General features: G+C 62.9%; 13 protein-coding genes. 7 read left to right on the top strand and 6 right to left on the bottom strand.

What is annotated here, in order from left to right; genetic code table 11:
• Nucleotides 1-2: 2 nt before the first annotated feature.
• On the bottom strand, nucleotides 3-512 hold the full coding sequence (locus MRBLMU1_RS32345; RefSeq protein ID WP_363510786.1) for a lysozyme: 510 nt from the start codon (nucleotides 510-512) through the stop codon (nucleotides 3-5).
• A gap of 232 nt (nucleotides 513-744) precedes the next feature.
• Here MRBLMU1_RS32345 and MRBLMU1_RS32340 point away from each other — a divergent pair, with 232 nt between their 5' ends.
• Entirely contained in the window at nucleotides 745-1,236 is a 492-nt protein-coding gene (locus MRBLMU1_RS32340; RefSeq protein ID WP_363510783.1) for an Hcp family type VI secretion system effector, read from the top strand.
• A gap of 143 nt (nucleotides 1,237-1,379) precedes the next feature.
• Here MRBLMU1_RS32340 and MRBLMU1_RS32335 read toward each other — a convergent pair whose 3' ends face one another.
• The gene (locus tag MRBLMU1_RS32335) at nucleotides 1,380-2,261 is read right to left on the bottom strand and encodes a bile acid:sodium symporter family protein (protein ID WP_414646142.1); all 882 of its coding nucleotides are present in this window, start codon (nucleotides 2,259-2,261) and stop codon (nucleotides 1,380-1,382) included.
• A gap of 296 nt (nucleotides 2,262-2,557) precedes the next feature.
• On the opposite strand from MRBLMU1_RS32335, the gene MRBLMU1_RS32330 reads away from it, so the two are divergent.
• Entirely contained in the window at nucleotides 2,558-3,919 is a 1,362-nt protein-coding gene (locus MRBLMU1_RS32330; RefSeq protein WP_363510780.1) for a diguanylate cyclase domain-containing protein, read from the top strand.
• Here the strand turns inward: MRBLMU1_RS32330 and MRBLMU1_RS32325 are convergent.
• Nucleotides 3,916-5,049 carry a branched-chain amino acid ABC transporter substrate-binding protein gene (locus MRBLMU1_RS32325; RefSeq protein WP_363510777.1) on the bottom strand — a complete coding sequence of 378 codons (1,134 nt, stop codon included), beginning with the start codon at nucleotides 5,047-5,049 and terminating at the stop codon, nucleotides 3,916-3,918. The two genes, MRBLMU1_RS32330 and MRBLMU1_RS32325, sit on opposite strands and share 4 nt — an antisense overlap.
• Before the next feature lie 125 nt (nucleotides 5,050-5,174).
• On the opposite strand from MRBLMU1_RS32325, the gene MRBLMU1_RS32320 reads away from it, so the two are divergent.
• A complete protein-coding gene (locus MRBLMU1_RS32320) occupies nucleotides 5,175-5,945 on the top strand; it encodes a ParA family protein (RefSeq protein WP_363510774.1) in 771 nt (256 codons plus the stop codon).
• An 18-nt stretch (nucleotides 5,946-5,963) separates the two neighbouring features.
• On the opposite strand, the gene MRBLMU1_RS32315 is transcribed toward MRBLMU1_RS32320, so the two are convergent.
• Nucleotides 5,964-6,599, bottom strand: a complete 636-nt coding sequence (locus tag MRBLMU1_RS32315) for a TetR/AcrR family transcriptional regulator (protein WP_363510771.1) — start codon at nucleotides 6,597-6,599, stop codon at nucleotides 5,964-5,966.
• A gap of 111 nt (nucleotides 6,600-6,710) precedes the next feature.
• Between MRBLMU1_RS32315 and MRBLMU1_RS32310 the strand changes: the two genes are divergently transcribed.
• Nucleotides 6,711-7,739, top strand: a complete 1,029-nt coding sequence (locus MRBLMU1_RS32310; RefSeq protein ID WP_363510768.1) for an SDR family oxidoreductase — start codon at nucleotides 6,711-6,713, stop codon at nucleotides 7,737-7,739.
• A gap of 195 nt (nucleotides 7,740-7,934) precedes the next feature.
• On the top strand, nucleotides 7,935-9,284 hold the full coding sequence (locus MRBLMU1_RS32305) for a methyl-accepting chemotaxis protein (protein ID WP_363510766.1): 1,350 nt from the start codon (nucleotides 7,935-7,937) through the stop codon (nucleotides 9,282-9,284).
• Nucleotides 9,285-9,300: 16 nt separating this feature from the next.
• Here MRBLMU1_RS32305 and MRBLMU1_RS32300 read toward each other — a convergent pair whose 3' ends face one another.
• Nucleotides 9,301-10,077 (bottom strand): AraC family transcriptional regulator, encoded by a 777-nt coding sequence (locus MRBLMU1_RS32300; RefSeq protein WP_363510763.1) that lies wholly within the window; start codon nucleotides 10,075-10,077, stop codon nucleotides 9,301-9,303.
• Between the two features lie 122 nt (nucleotides 10,078-10,199).
• On the opposite strand from MRBLMU1_RS32300, the gene MRBLMU1_RS32295 reads away from it, so the two are divergent.
• Entirely contained in the window at nucleotides 10,200-10,844 is a 645-nt protein-coding gene (locus MRBLMU1_RS32295) for an MSMEG_1061 family FMN-dependent PPOX-type flavoprotein (protein WP_363510760.1), read from the top strand.
• 132 nt (nucleotides 10,845-10,976) lie between these two features.
• Nucleotides 10,977-12,668, top strand: coding sequence for a GH39 family glycosyl hydrolase (locus MRBLMU1_RS32290; RefSeq protein ID WP_363510757.1), 1,692 nt, complete (start codon nucleotides 10,977-10,979; stop codon nucleotides 12,666-12,668).
• A gap of 122 nt (nucleotides 12,669-12,790) precedes the next feature.
• Here the strand turns inward: MRBLMU1_RS32290 and MRBLMU1_RS32285 are convergent, their stop codons facing one another.
• Nucleotides 12,791-14,308: a family 43 glycosylhydrolase gene (locus MRBLMU1_RS32285; protein ID WP_363510755.1), complete on the bottom strand. Its 1,518-nt coding sequence runs from the start codon at nucleotides 14,306-14,308 to the stop codon at nucleotides 12,791-12,793.
• Nucleotides 14,309-14,749 lie beyond the last annotated feature (441 nt).

The following is a 14,749-nucleotide window of genomic DNA, read 5'->3' as shown; positions in this document are numbered from 1 at the left end:
GATTAACGCGCCTCCAAAAACGGGGCGCTTTCTTCGCGTCGGCGCGGGACCAATCCTGGCATGAATACGCGGCGCCCGCGTTGAGTCGAATACGTGTTACTCATGATGAGATTCGCAGCGCCTCGCATATCACCTCGGTCAATACGCTGAAAAGTCTCCCGCGCCCCGCGCGCGCCCGTATTAAAAGTGTAGCTCACCAAGGCATCAAACTGTGCTTGCGTCAGCTGCCGGTTGGTGACATTGCGCCTGACCGCTTGTTCCGCCTCACGGACCGCGCCTGCGAATGACGCTTCGATCTGCGCGCTCGTCAACGGCCTTCCTAACTCCTCTGCGGTACAAGGGCCGCGATGCGCCAAAATGCCGATTCCGTAGCTACAATGGCCCCGGTTTCCACGACCATCATTGTAGTATCCGCGCACAACGCCTTCACGCTGATGCCGCATGCGGCTCCGAGCCTCGTTGCTGAGCGAAAGATTCGCATTGGGATTTGATAGAACTGCGGAAGTGGCCATGAACTCCTCCTGATCGCAATATGGACTTGCCGTCGATAGAAGCTCGACACTAACAGCGAAAGGTAGGCGGACAATGAGCATTCTCAAGATTTCGCTATCCCCAACTTGCTGATGGAGCAGATTGCCTTCTCCGCCCGCGTTCCTTAATTGACAAGGCGCAGCAAACTCGGACGAGTTCGGGGCGACAATCATCTTTCGATATCAAGACATACATGTCATCAACGGAGGCGAAATGGCAATCGACGTTTATCTTCACATCGATGGAATTCAGGGCGAGTCGGCCGATGACGGTCACGAGCAATGGATCGAGTGCCGGAGCGCGGCCTGGTCGGTTTTGCAGCCAAAATCGGCGACAACATCCACCGGAGGCGGGCATACCGCCGAGCGCTGTGAGCACGGCGAGGTCGTCATCACCAAACTCGCGGACCTTTCGTCTCCCATCTTGCTTCAGACCTGTTCGACAGGAAGAACCATCTCGAAGGCAAAGCTGGAGTTCATGCGCGCGGACGGAAACGGGGACCGCATCAAATATTTCGAAATCGTACTGGAAAACGTGCTGATCGGTGGGGTCTTTCCGGCGATTCACGAAGGCGAACTACTATTTGAGCACGTCGGTCTTAAGTTTTCGAAGGCCAACTGGAAATACACGCAGCAAAAGATCGCGGGCGGCGCCGCAGGACATACAGGCGGCGGCTGGGATCTTACCGCTAATAAAATCTGCTAGCTGCACTTTTCTCCGCCAACGGCGCGGCGACGACGCAAAACCAACCACAACGCTAGACCAACTCATTTGCACCGTGGCTATCACGCGTTGCTGGCACGGGCGATGACCTGAAACGTCCTTCCCGGGAGCGTTGTGTTTTGGCCCTAGCGCAGCGTCGCCGTCGTCTTCAGCGCCTGGCGCCGCATCAACCAGGCGAACAGCAAGCCACCCGCATACATCAGCACGCCGTACAGCGCGCCTGGCACCGCCATCTGATCCTGCTTCAGCACGGTGCTGGCGATCACCATGGCCAAGGTCGCGTTCTGCACCGACGTCTCGATGCCGAGCGTGACCGACTGCTGGCGCGACAGGCGAGCCAGCCGGGCCACGCCGAAGCCGATCGCCAGCATCAGCAGGTTCAGCGAAATGGCGAACGGCGCCAGGGTGCCGAAGTTGTCGCGCAGCGCCGCCCAGTTCTTCGACACCGCGCCCAGCACGATGATGATGAACAGCACCGTGGCGATCCTGGTCGCCACCGGCTCGATGCGCAAGGCGCGCGCCGTCCATTGGTGGCGCACGAACATGCCGATCGCCACCGGCAGGCCCAGCATGATGAAGATCTGCGCCATCATCATCCCAGCCGGCGCGCGCACCGTCTGCGCCGAACCGGCGAAGTGGTCCAGCGCGAACGCGACGATCAGCGGCAAGGTGAAGATGGTCAGCACGCTCGCCACGGCGGTGAAACTCAGCGCCAGCGCCACATCGCCGCGCGCCAGATAGGTCAGCAGGTTGGACGTGGTGCCGGTCGGACTTGCCGCGAGGATCATGAATCCGACCGCGAACACGCCGGCCATGCCGCTGACCTTGATCATAGCGAAGCAGACCAGCGGCAGCAGGATGAAATGGCAGACCACGCCAACCAGCAGCGCGCGCGGCTGGCGCACGATGCGGCCGAAGTCGGCGGGCGTCAGGCCCAGTCCCAGCGAAAACATGATAAGGGCCAGCGATAGCGGCAGCAGCAACGATGAGAACAGATCTCCTTGCACGCGTTTCTCCAGTGGGGGTTGAATGGCGATGGCGGGGAGACATCATACTGTGTTTTAGTGTTGTATTGCCATAAACACAAAAAGAGATTTCAATTTTCTTTATGGATAAATTACCGTAATAGACAAGTTCCCAAAGAGGCGCGAACGCTCATGCGCGGGTCAAACCAGCCGCCGCCACCTGCATCACCTCAACCTTGGCCGTGCCGCTGCCGCCAGCGACGTTGCGTGGGCCTCTTGTTTACCGCCATCGCTGCGATTTCGTCCTTTTCCGGCACATAGCCCGTTAGAATGAACATATGGAACCCAGCGTAGCCGTCCCCGTGTCCAACTTTACCGACCTCCTGCTCGACGCCGTCTGCATGGTCGATATCAGCGGACGTTTCGTGTTCGTCAGCGCCGCCAGCGAACGTATCTTCGGCTACACCCCACAGGAAATGATCGGCAAGGCCATGATCGATTTCGTCGCGCCCGCGGACCGTGCGCGCACGCTGGCTGCGGCGCAGAACGTCATGAATGGCAAGTCCCATATCAATTTCGAAAACCGCTACCTGCGCAAGGACGGGAGCATCGTCCACATCATGTGGTCGGCGCGCTGGTCCGAGCCCGATCAGCTGCGCGTGGCGGTCGCGCGCGACGTAACGGCCCTGAAGGAGGCCCAAGCGATGCAGTCGGTGCTCTACGCCATCTCCGAGGCGGCGTATGCGAGCGACGACCTGGCACACCTGTTTCAGCGCAGCCACGAGATACTCGTCGAGCTGCTGCCCGCCTCAGGGTTTGGCGTCGCCCTGCTCGACACGGCCGGCCAACAACCGCGCTTCACCTATCACGCGGGCCATGGCACGGCCCCCGACGCGGCCTTAATGCAGCTGCTATGCGAGGAAGTGGTCCGGCGCGGCGCGCCGCTGCTGCTGGCCGGCACCACCGAAGTCCTGCCGGCGCGGTTGCGGGCTGCGGCGGACGCCATGACGGGCGGGGCGCTGGCGGTACCGCTGACGACGACCGAGGGCATCATAGGCGCCATCGTGCTGCGCACCGAAATCCATGCCGCCTGCGACGTGGTCCGCGAACGCGACTTGCTGCTATTCGTGGCGCACCAACTCGCCGCCGCCATCCAGCGCCAGCGGCTGCATGCGCAAATGCGTTTCATGGCCATGCACGATGAACTGACAGGCCTGCCAAACCGGCGCCTGTTCCAGGACCGCTTCGACACCTCTCTCGGCCGTGCCCGACGCCAGCAGGAGGGCATGTCCTTGTTGTTCATCGACCTGAACGGGTTCAAACACGTCAATGACCGCCACGGTCACGCATGCGGCGACCGGCTGCTGCAGCAGGTCGCGCGCCGCATCACTTCGTGCCTGCGCACGACCGACACGCTGGCGCGCCTGGGCGGTGATGAATTCGTGATCCTGCTGGAAAATATCGCCCTGCCCTCGGACGCCGAGCTGGTGATGGAGAAGATACACCTGGCGCTGACGGCGCCGATCGAGGTGGGCGCGGAAAGCGAACTGCGGGCCTCGGTCAGCATCGGCCTGGCGCATTATCCCGACCATGGCGACAATCGGCAGGCGTTGATGTCGCATGCGGATCAGGCGATGTACGCCGTCAAGGCGAGCGTGGCGGTGGCTGCGACAGGGATTGAAAATCCTTGTTCGACTTAGCGCAGCACGATCAGCTTGGTTTTTTTGCCGGCGCGATAGGTCGAAACGGTCAACGCGCCGTCGCGTAGATCGCCGTTGGCGTCGAAGCGGATGGTGCCGGTCAGGCCGGGGTACTGGATCTGGCGCAGCACCGGCAGGAACTTGACCGGATCGGTGGAACCGGCCTGCCGCATGGCCGCCGCCACCGTCATCGTGGCGTCGTAGGCGTGCGGGGCATAGGTCTGGATGTCGCTGTGGAAGCGCGCGTGGAAGCGGGCCACGAAATCGGCGACGGCTTTTTCGTGCGCGGCATCGATGCCGCCGGCCTCGGCGCAGTAGACCGCGCCGTCGCGCACGTTCCCGCCGGCGAGCGTGGGCAGCGCTTCGGTGCAGATGCCGTCGCCGCCCATGAAAGGCGACGACATGCCCAGCGCCTTCATCTGGCGCAGCACGCCCCCGGCGGTGGCGTCCATGCCGCCAAAGAACACCAAATCCGGCTTCTTCGCGCGGATGCGGGTCAGGATGGCGCTGAAATCGCTGGCCTTGGCGGTGGTGAATTCGCGGCCGACGACTTTCAGCCCCGGCACGCCCGCCTCGACGCCCTTGACGAATTCGTCGGCCACGCCCTGCCCGTAGGCGGAGCGGTCGTCGATGACGGCGATCCGGCGCGCGCCCAGTTCTCCCACCGCGTAGCGGCCCAGCGCGCGGCCGAGCATGTTGTCGTTGGCCACCACGCGGAACGCGCCGGGGAACTTCTGCCGGGTGTACGCGGGGGTGGTGGCGGACGGCGAAATCTGCGCGATGCCGGCGGCGTTGTAGATGCGCGAGGCGGGCACGGTCGTGCCGGAGTTGGCGTGGCCGATGACCGCCTTCACGCCCGCGTCGACCAGCTTCTGCGCCACGGCCGTGCCCTGCTTCGGATCGGCCGCGTCATCCTCGCTCTGCATTCTGAAGACCGCCTTGCGGCCGCCGATGGTGACGCCACGGGTGTTCAAGTCCTCGATCGCCAGCGCCACGCCATTCTCCATCGCCTTGCCCAGATGCGCGATCTCGCCCGACAGCGGCCCCGCCACGCCGATCGTCACCACGTCCTGCGCCATGACGGCGCAGCTCCACAGGCCACCAAGCAACAGGGGAAGAATGCGCGTCATTGCGGCTCCAAAGGATGAGTAAAGCACGCATTCTAACAACAGGCCGCCCGTATCCGACCGATGTCATTCCCCGACTTGGTCTTTGCTCTAGAATGATGGCATTTCCATCACTACATGGGCGAGCTATGAAACGGGTGATCTTCAATCAAAAAGGTGGTGTGGGCAAATCGACGATCGCGGTGAACCTGGCGGCCATCGCGGCCAGCCAGGGGAAGCGGACGCTCTTGATCGACATCGACCCGCAGTGCAATTCCAGCCGCTACGTGCTGGGCGCGGCGGCGCACGCGGTGGCGCCGACCTTGGGCGCCTACTTCGAACAAGTGCTCAGCTTCAGCCAGTTCGCCCAGCCGCCCGGCCATTACGTCCACCCGACGCCGTTCGACAACCTGTCCGTCATCGTCGCCCACCCCGAACTGGGCGACCTGCAATCGAAGCTGGAATCACGCAACAAGATCTACAAGCTGCGCGATTTGTTGCGCGAGCTGGACAAGGAGTATGACGAAATCTTCGTCGACACGCCGCCCGCCTATAATTTCTTCAGCCAGTCCGCCCTGATCGCCGCCGACACCTGCCTGATTCCATTCGACTGCGACGATTTTTCGCGCCAGGCCCTGTACACCCTGATCAATAACATCAAGGAGATCAAGGCCGACCACAACGCCGATCTGGACATCGAGGGCATCGTGGTCAACCAGTTTCAACCGCGAGCATCGCTGCCGCGGCGCATGGTCGAACAGCTCAAGGAGGAAGGCTTGCCCGTGTTCGACAACAAGTTGTCGAGCTCGATCCGCATCCGCGAATCGCACGAGCGCAATCTGCCCATGATCCACCTCGACCGCAACCACAAGCTCAGCCAGGAGTACCTTGCGCTGTATGGCGAGCTGCGGGCCGCCTGAGGCAACGGCCTGCCACGGCTATCGCGTCGCGCCCGCCAACCCGGCGCCGGCGACGAGTCCGCGCAAAAACACCAGGATCAACCGTCCCGACGGATCGGGCCGGTTCCCCATTCCTTGCAGCGCCAGGCCATGCGTGAGCGCCATGAAGGCGGCCGCCAACTCCTCCGGTTCGGCCGGCGGCGTACGTCCCAAGGTCGCGAACAACTTGCCGATCACGCCGCCGAGCCTGGCCCGGTGCGCCTCCCATACGGTCTGGTACTTGGCCGCGAACGTCGGGCTGCGGTTGGCGTGCAGTTGCAGTTCGATCGATAGCATGGACCAGCTTGCATCGGCGTTGAGCGTGGCCGCCCACGATTCCAGCTCCGCGAATATCTGTTCAGCCGTGCGCCCGCCGCTTTCCATGACCTGCGAAAGCTGCGCGCCCTCGGCCTCCATATGCCCTTTCAGCAATTCCAGCAGCACCTCCTCCTTGCTGGCGAAGTTCGAGTAGAACGCGCCCTGCGAGAAGCCGGCGCCATCGGCGATGTCGCGGATCGATGTTCCCCCGTAGCCGTGCTCGACAAACAGCTGCCGCGCGGTCTCGATCAGACGCGTGCGGGTCTGGGCCTGGCTTTCCTCGCGGCTCAGCCGCTTTCTTGGTGTGGATGCATTCATGGCGACCAAGATATCACACGAACTCCAGATAACGCAAAATCCAGATATCAATTGACATCCAGATGTCCATCCATCAAACTAGATTTCAACTGAACTTTGAAATCAATTGAAATGGAAAACAACACCATCCTGAAGTCCGCGTTCGTCACCGGCGCCACCGGCCTGCTCGGCAACAACCTCGTGCGCGAACTGGTCTGGCGCGGCGTCGCCGTCAAGGCCTTGGTACGCTCGTTCGACAAGGGCCGGCAACAATTCGCGGATTTGGCAGGGGTCGAGCTGGTGGCGGGTGACATGGCCGATGTGTCCGCCTTCGCCGGCAAGCTGCAAGGGTGCGACGTCGTGTTTCACACGGCGGCCTTCTTTCGGGACAATTACAAGGGCGGCAGCCACTGGACGGAACTCAAGCGCGTCAATGTGGATGGCACCGAAACGCTGATCGAGCAGGCCTATGCCGCCGGCGTCCGGCGCTTTGTCCAAACCTCGTCGATCGGCGTGCTCAATGGCGAACCGGGCGCCCCGATAGACGAAACCTGCCTGCGCGAACTGGGCGATGCCGACGATTATTACCGCAGCAAGATCATGGCCGACCACGCCGTGCTGCGCTTCCTGACGCGCCATCCGGACATGCATGCCAGCCTGGTGCTGCCCGGCTGGATGTGGGGCCCGGCCGACATCGGCCCGACGTCGTCCGGTCAATTCGTCAACGACGTCGTGCGGGGCAAGTTGCCGGGACTGGTGCCCGGCAGTTTTTCGGTGGTCGACGCGCGCGACGTGGCGCAGGCGCATATCGCGGCGGCGCTGCGCGGGCAACGCGGAGAGCGCTATCTGGCGGCGGGACGCCACATGACGATGCGCCAGCTGGTGCCGTTGCTGGGCAAGATCGCGAACGTCAAAACGCCCACGCGCGCCTTGCCTTTGCCGCTGTTGTACGCCCTGGCGGCGGTGCAGGAGCTGTACGCCCGCGTCAGCGGCAAGCCTATCCTGCTCAGCCTGGCCACCGTGCGGCTGATGGTCAAGGAAGCCGGGCGCACCCATTTCGACCACCGCAAGAGCGAGCGCGAACTCGCGCTGAAGTTCAGGCCGCTTGAACAGACCGTGGCCGACACCGTGAATTGGTATCGCAACAACGGCTGGTGTTGACGCAGGCGCGGCCACCGTTGTCCCATACAAACTGACGCTAAAAACCGACAGCCTACGCGTTCAGCGCAAGGTCCCCCGCTTATCAACCGGCAAACATTGCTAAAAATTTCCAGGCGACATTAAAATGAAAGTACTATAAGTCTCAATGCGTGACCACCTGGAGGGACGGTGGCAAGCGCCATCCCAGGAACCGCCATGCCCACCGACTATCTGCTAGCGCAACAGCAGCACCACATCAGCACCGTCAACAAGTTTTTCCTGCCCGTGCTGTGGCTCCTGTTCGGCTTCTCACTCGGGCTGGCCGCCTGGCACGACACCTGGAAGGCCGCGATGCTGGTGGGCGCGACGGCGGCGCTGATCCCGTCCGCGCTGATCTTCATCCACCCGCACGCCCTGGTCACCAGACTGTCGGTCGGCGTGTCGATGATGGTGTTCTGCGCGCTGAACATCCATCAGGCCAACGGCATGGAGGAGCTGCATTTCGGCATCTTCGTCCTGCTGGCCTTCCTGGTGTTCTATCAGGATTGGCGCGTCATCATCGCCGCCGCCGCCACCGTGGCGCTGCATCATCTGTCGTTCAATCAGTTGCAGGAGCTCGGCTACGGCGTCATGTGCCTGAGCAAGCCCCGGTTCGGAATGATCCTGGTGCATGCGACCTATGTGGTGATCGAATCGGCCGCGCTTTGCTACCTCGCCGTCACGTTGAAAAAGAACCAGCTGGACGCCGCCCGGGGACAGCAAGCCGTGCAACGCAGCTTCGACAGCATGCGCTCCACGGTCGAGCAGGCCCAGGTGGGCATCGACGCCATCACCGCCGCCGCGCACGAAATCAGCTCCGGCAATAACGACCTGTCCGCGCGCACCGAGTCCCAGGCGGCCAGCCTGGTGGAGACGGTCGCCGCGATCGACCGCCTCAGCGGCACGGTCAAGCAAAACGCCACCGACGCCCGCGAAGCCCAGCAACTGGTTGTGGCCGCCTCGTCGGTGGCCGTCAGGGGCGGCGAAATGGTGTCGCAAGTGGTGGGAACGATGGGCGCGATCCGGGAAAGTTCGCGCAAGATCGTCGACATCATCGGCGTCATCGACGGCATCGCCTTCCAGACCAATATCCTGGCGCTGAACGCCGCCGTGGAGGCCGCGCGCGCCGGCGAACAGGGCCGGGGCTTCGCGGTGGTCGCCAGCGAGGTGCGCAGTCTGGCGCAGCGCAGCGCCAGCGCGGCCAAGGAAATCAAGGACTTGATCGGCGCCTCGGTGGAAAAGGTCGAGACCGGCGGCAAGCTGGTCGACGAAACCGGCCAGACCATGGAGCTGTTGGTGAACTCGGTCAAGCAGGTGGCCGATATCATGGGCGAGATCTCCACCGCCAGCCAGCAGCAGAGCGAAGGCATCGCGCACGTGCACCAGGTCATCGCCGGCATGGATCAGGTCACCCAGCTCAACGCGGCCCTGGTGCAGCAGGCGGCCAGCGCGGCCGGCAGCATGCAGGCCAACGCGGTCGAACTGGCTCGGCTGATGAAGGCGGCCGACCTGTCGCGGAAGACGTGATTGAACGGCTGGCGCTTCAGCGGCCGCGCCCGTGGGCGGCGGGCGTTTGGCCGAAGGTCCGCTTGAACAGGCTGATGAAGGCGCTCGCGCTGGAATAGCCCAGATCGAACGCGACCGCCTGCACCGGCATGCCGTCGGCGAGCATTTCCAGCGACCGCATCAACCTTGCCCGTTGCCGCCACGCGGTGAAGTTAAATCCCGTCTCGGCGACAAAACGCCGGCTCAAGGTGCGCGCGCCGATGGCCGCCCAGGCGGCCCAGGCCTCCAGATCGCGATCGTCGGCCGGGTCTGTGATCAGCGCTTGCGCGATCTTTTGCAGCCTGGCATCCGTCGGCAGCGGCAGGCCGAAGGGCTCGACCGGCAGGGTCCTGATCTCGTCGAGGATGACTTCGACGATGCGCCGCTTTTGCTCGCTCCACTCCCCTTCCGGCCAGGTGCTCGCGCGCAGTACCGCTTCCCTCAGCAGGCCCGAGGTGCGGATCGTGCAGGGTTGCCGGGGCAAATCATGGCACGCCTCCTCCGCGACGTACGCGCTCCAGCCGTGAAACGGCCCGTGCGAGCGGCCCGAGTGGAGATGATGCGGCGGCAGCCACACCGCGTGGATCGCCGGCACGATCCACACGCCGTCCTCCACGCCGACGGACAACAGCCCTTGCATCGACGCGAACAACTGGCCCCGGGAATGCCGGTGCGCCTCGGTGACCAGCTCTTCTTCCTGGCTGCCCTCGACGACGAACACCACAGGACCTTCCGAAGAATTGCTGGCGTGGCGATTGATGGATATTTTGCGCATGGCCGCATTTTGACATTGAATGGCGTGGATGGTGTACAGCCGCCACCAAAATCGCATTAATCTGGGGCCTTGAGCAACCAGGGAGCAAAAGCATGAGTGCAGCAGGAGAATTACCAGAGACCATGGACAAGCTAGCCGTCAACGAGGGAACCGTCGATCTCGACGCCCTGTACGCGCCACCCTCCGAAATGATCCAGAAGGCGGTGCTGGACCACCTGGTCGATTTCCACCTGGAGTATCTGAAGGCGGCGACGTTCTTCTGCCTGGCCACCGGCAGCGAGCAAGGGTTGGATGCGTCGCCGCGCGGCGGACCCGCCGGATTCGTGCATGCGCTCGATGCGCACACCGTCGCCTTTGCCGATTGGCCGGGCAACAACCGCATCGAATCGCTGCGCAACATCGAACGGGACGGCCGCCTCGGCATGCTGTTCATCTTCCCGGGACTGGAGATCTTCATGCGCATCAACGGCAGGGGCGAGCTGTCGACCGAGCCTGCATTGCTGGCGCGGCTGGCCGAAGGCGATCGCCTGCCGAAGACCGCGACGGTGGTCCGGATCGATCAAGTGCTGCTCCACTGCGGCAAGGCCGTCAACCGCGCGAAACTATGGCGCGCCGAGTCCCAGCTTGCTCCCGCCGCATTGCCCAGTGTTGGCAAGATCATCGCCGCGCTCGGCAAACGCGACCATCCCCAAGCGGGCATGGACGACGCGCAGATCGAACAGATCAACCAGCACTACGACCACTCGGTACGGCACGACCTGTACTAGCAGGTGGCTAGCTGGCGGCGCCCTGCCGCTGCGATATCCAATTCGGTATATCAGCAGGTGGAAATTTCATTGGACCGCCGCACAGGATCGGCCTACCGTCGCCGAACCACCCCGTTCCGACGAGAGAATAATATGAAGAGACTACTTGCCGCCCTGAGCCTCGCGGCCAGCGCGCAGCTGGGCATTGCCGCCTCCCCCTCCCCTGCTAATGCGGCCCCGGTCAAGCTGACCGTCGACGCGGCCAAGGTCCAGGGGCCGATGACGCCGATCTGGGCCTGGTTCGGCTACGACGAACCCAACTACACCACCGCGCCCAACGGCAAGAAGCTGCTCAGCGATATCGCGGCCCTGAGCCCGGTCCCGGTGTATGTGCGCGCACACAACCTGATGACCTCGGGCGACGGCAGCTATGCGCTCAAATGGGGCTCGACCGATATGTACAGCGAGGACAAGGACGGCAAGCCGGTCTACAACTGGACCATCATCGACCAAATCTTCGACACCTATATCGAGCGCAAGATGAAGCCGCTGGCGCAGATCGGCTTCATGCCGCAGGCGCTGTCGCAACGCCCGCACCCGTATCAGCACCGCTGGCAGCCCGGCACGCGCTACGAGGAAATCATGACCGGCTGGGCCACGCCGCCGAACGACTACGACAAGTGGGCCGAGCTGATCTACCAGTGGGTCAAGCACAGCGTGGCGCGCTACGGGCAGAAGGAAGTGGAGAGCTGGTATTGGGAAGTGTGGAACGAGCCGGACGGCCACTATCTGATCGCGCCGGACACCAAGCTCGAATACTTCAAGATGTACGACTACGCGGCCGACGCCGTCAAGCGCGCGCTGCCGACGGCGCGCATGGGCGGGCCGCACACGGCCGGCGCAGGACGCTTCATGGATGATTTCCTCGAGCACGTCCTGCGCGGCAAGAACTACGCGACCGGCAAGACCGGTTCGCCGCTGGACTTCGTGGCCTTCCACGCCAAGGGCGCGCCCAAGCTGGTCGACGGCGTGGTGCGGATGGGCATGAACACCCATTTCAAACGCCTCGACGAGGGCTTCGCACTGGTTGAAAAATATCCCGAGCTCAAAGGCATTCCGGTGATCATCGGCGAATCCGATCCGGAAGGCTGTGCCGCCTGCGGCATGCGGACCAACCCGGAAAACGCCTACCGCAACGGCACCCTGTATTCGAGCTACACGGCGGCATCGATCGCGCGCGAGTTCGATCTGGCCGCCGGGCGCGGCGTCAATCTGATCGGCGCCGTCAACTGGTCGTTCGAGTTCGAGGACCAGCCCTGGTTCGCCGGTTTCCGCGACCTCGCCACCAACGGCGTCAACAAGCCGGTGCTGAACGTGTTCCGCATGTTCGGCATGATGGGTGGCGAGCGGGTGGCGGTCGGCGGCGACCAGGCCTACGACGCGGCGCGCATCATGGCCGATGGCGTGCGCGGCCCGCGCACCGACATCAACGCGCTGGCGACCCGGGACAAAAAGAGCATCGCGGTGATGGTGTGGAACTACCACGACGACGACGTCATCGACGCCGGCTCGCCGGTGGAACTGCGCATCGCCGGCATCCCCGCCAAGCAGGTGCGGCTGCGCCACTACCGGGTCGACAACGACACCAGCAATTCCTACACCGCGTGGAAGCGCATGGGCGCGCCGGCCAATCCTACGCCGGCGCAAATCGCCGAGCTCCACAAGGCCAGCGAACTCGCGCAGGTAGGGGCGACATCGACGGTCAAAACGGCGAACGGCAGCGCCCTGGTGAAGATGCAACTCCCCCGCCAAGCGGTATCACTGCTCATCCTAAGCTATAAGTAACACGCCGTGGCCCGCGACCTCCGCGTTCCACGGATCCACGTAGGGCGGATTAGGCGGAACGCCGTAATCGGCCATGCATGCGCCGCCATCAAAGCATGCGCAGGCGGCGCATTACCCAAGACTTAATTCGCGATCAAATACGGCCAGCCATCGGCCGTGAAGCCAATCGGATTAATCCCCAACGTCGGCCGACCATTGTTATTGCCATCGTAATAGTGATAAACAAACGTCGGCCGATTGTTATTCCCCGCATCGGTGAACACACTCCCGCCACCGGGACCGATCACATTTCCGTGCGTGCTGACCAATATCGTCCCACCACCCGCCGTCAACGCCACCCCGCCCCGATCCACATACGGCCCTGTCACGCTGGTCGAACGTCCCACGACGGTCCGGTACGGCGACGTAGCGCTGCAGCAAACGTTAATCGGCGCGAAGAAGTAGTAATAGCCGTTGTAGTAATAAATGAACGGTCCCTCCACCGCCGATGTCGGCGAACCGCGCCGCGCGATCGTATAGACGTTGGTGTTGGTGGTCGACTTCAGGCCGGTGGCCGGATTCAGCTGCATCAGATGCAGGCCATCGGTCCACGAGCCCCACGTCATCCACCAGTTGCCACTGGCATCGCGGAACGGCGCCGGATCGATCGCGTTGTCGGTGGTCTTCGTGAAACCGGCCGGTGGCGTGTCGTTGCTGGTCCAGGATTTGGTGACGAATCCCTTGTCGGTCCACGGTCCCTGCGGCGCGGAACTGGTGGCGACGCCGATCACCGCCTTGGCTTCCGTGCTTGGCAGGTAGGGAATCGAGTAGTACTGATAATACGTGCCGTTCACCACCATCAAACTCGGCGCCCAAATGTCGGTGTTGGCGCCGTTGTTCCACCCCTTCGGCGTCTGCAATCCGCTCCATGACGGGAAGTCCGGCCCGATCGACGGGCACGTCGCATAGCCGCCCTTCTGCGTCGTGGTGCAGTTGGTGTACGGCGTGAAGTTGGTCAGGTCGGTCGATGTGGCCAGGGTCTGGTGGCTGCCGTACAGCCAATATGTGCCGTTGCCATCCCTGAGCATGTAGGGATCGTGGACGAACCGTCCCTCGCCGGCGACGGCGCGCGGCACCGGATACGGACGCACCTGCGTATTGACCAGCTGCCATTCCTGGCAGGCGCAGCCGGTCAAGCCCCATTGGTCGATGGTGGCGGTGTTCAGGTTACTGGCCTGGAACACCTCCAGATACTTGCCACTGTTGACGTTCTGGATCAGGAAGTTGCCGCTGGCGGCCTGGGTGACGGTCCACAGGTGGTCCCGCGTGCCGCTGTCGGCCCATTGGACGATCTGCGCGCCGTCCGCCGTGGAGGCGCTCGACACGCCCAGCACCTGGTGCGTCAGCATGTTCTCGACGTTGTACTCGCCATTCCCCATCGGCATGAAGTGCCACAGGTGGTCGGCGGTGCCGTTGTCGGCCCACTGGACCACTTTGGCGCCGGCGGCCTGGCTGGCGCCGTCGATGCCCAGGACCAGCCCGCTTGCGGCGTTCTTGATCTTGTACTGCACGCTGGTGTTCATCGTGATCGCGGCGTGCGCGGACAAGGCGGAGCCGGCCAAACAGGCCAGCAGCGCCAGCCATAAAAGTATACGTTTCATTATTGTCTCCAAGGATAGTCATCAGGTAGTCCGGAGCAATGCATGAAACCGTTCTTATCGGGAGGACCCCGGCTCCGAACCGCGCGTGTCGATTTTTATTATTGCCAAGCCATGCTAATGGGCGCCCGAAAATCCCTCCAATCACATTTTTTCCGGCGCCGATACGGGTTTCGATATGCGCGCGGCCGCCGCGCGGGCTCCGCGCCCCCGTTTTACTCAGCAGCTGAAAACCCGTTTCACATCGCGGGATCGCGCCGCAATTCCAGCGGGGCCGGCCATATCATTTTTTGAAAATTGGTTTCACATGCCAAAATTTATTATCCAAGTCATTGAAATAAAAAGGATAAATTTATGTCATATGTCTTATATAAGACCTTGATGCAACGCACCAAAATACCCTACTATTTAGTCATGGAGTTCGCGATTGAAACCACAGCGGAA

Origin of the sequence: Burkholderia sp. LMU1-1-1.1, from assembly GCF_040675865.1 — a bacterium.
GTDB lineage: Bacteria > Pseudomonadota > Gammaproteobacteria > Burkholderiales > Burkholderiaceae_D > Rugamonas.
This window is presented reverse-complemented; position numbering and strand designations above follow the sequence as displayed.

Coding starts and splice junctions, on each gene's coding strand:
- MRBLMU1_RS32345 (WP_363510786.1), bottom strand. CDS start 512: ATGGCCACTTCCGCAGTTCTATCAAATCCCAATGCGAATCTTTCGCTC.
- MRBLMU1_RS32340 (WP_363510783.1), top strand. CDS start 745: ATGGCAATCGACGTTTATCTTCACATCGATGGAATTCAGGGCGAGTCG.
- MRBLMU1_RS32330 (WP_363510780.1), top strand. CDS start 2,558: ATGGAACCCAGCGTAGCCGTCCCCGTGTCCAACTTTACCGACCTCCTG.
- MRBLMU1_RS32325 (WP_363510777.1), bottom strand. CDS start 5,049: ATGACGCGCATTCTTCCCCTGTTGCTTGGTGGCCTGTGGAGCTGCGCC.
- MRBLMU1_RS32320 (WP_363510774.1), top strand. CDS start 5,175: ATGAAACGGGTGATCTTCAATCAAAAAGGTGGTGTGGGCAAATCGACG.
- MRBLMU1_RS32315 (WP_363510771.1), bottom strand. CDS start 6,599: ATGAATGCATCCACACCAAGAAAGCGGCTGAGCCGCGAGGAAAGCCAG.
- MRBLMU1_RS32310 (WP_363510768.1), top strand. CDS start 6,711: ATGGAAAACAACACCATCCTGAAGTCCGCGTTCGTCACCGGCGCCACC.
- MRBLMU1_RS32305 (WP_363510766.1), top strand. CDS start 7,935: ATGCCCACCGACTATCTGCTAGCGCAACAGCAGCACCACATCAGCACC.
- MRBLMU1_RS32300 (WP_363510763.1), bottom strand. CDS start 10,077: ATGCGCAAAATATCCATCAATCGCCACGCCAGCAATTCTTCGGAAGGT.
- MRBLMU1_RS32295 (WP_363510760.1), top strand. CDS start 10,200: ATGGACAAGCTAGCCGTCAACGAGGGAACCGTCGATCTCGACGCCCTG.
- MRBLMU1_RS32290 (WP_363510757.1), top strand. CDS start 10,977: ATGAAGAGACTACTTGCCGCCCTGAGCCTCGCGGCCAGCGCGCAGCTG.
- MRBLMU1_RS32285 (WP_363510755.1), bottom strand. CDS start 14,308: ATGAAACGTATACTTTTATGGCTGGCGCTGCTGGCCTGTTTGGCCGGC.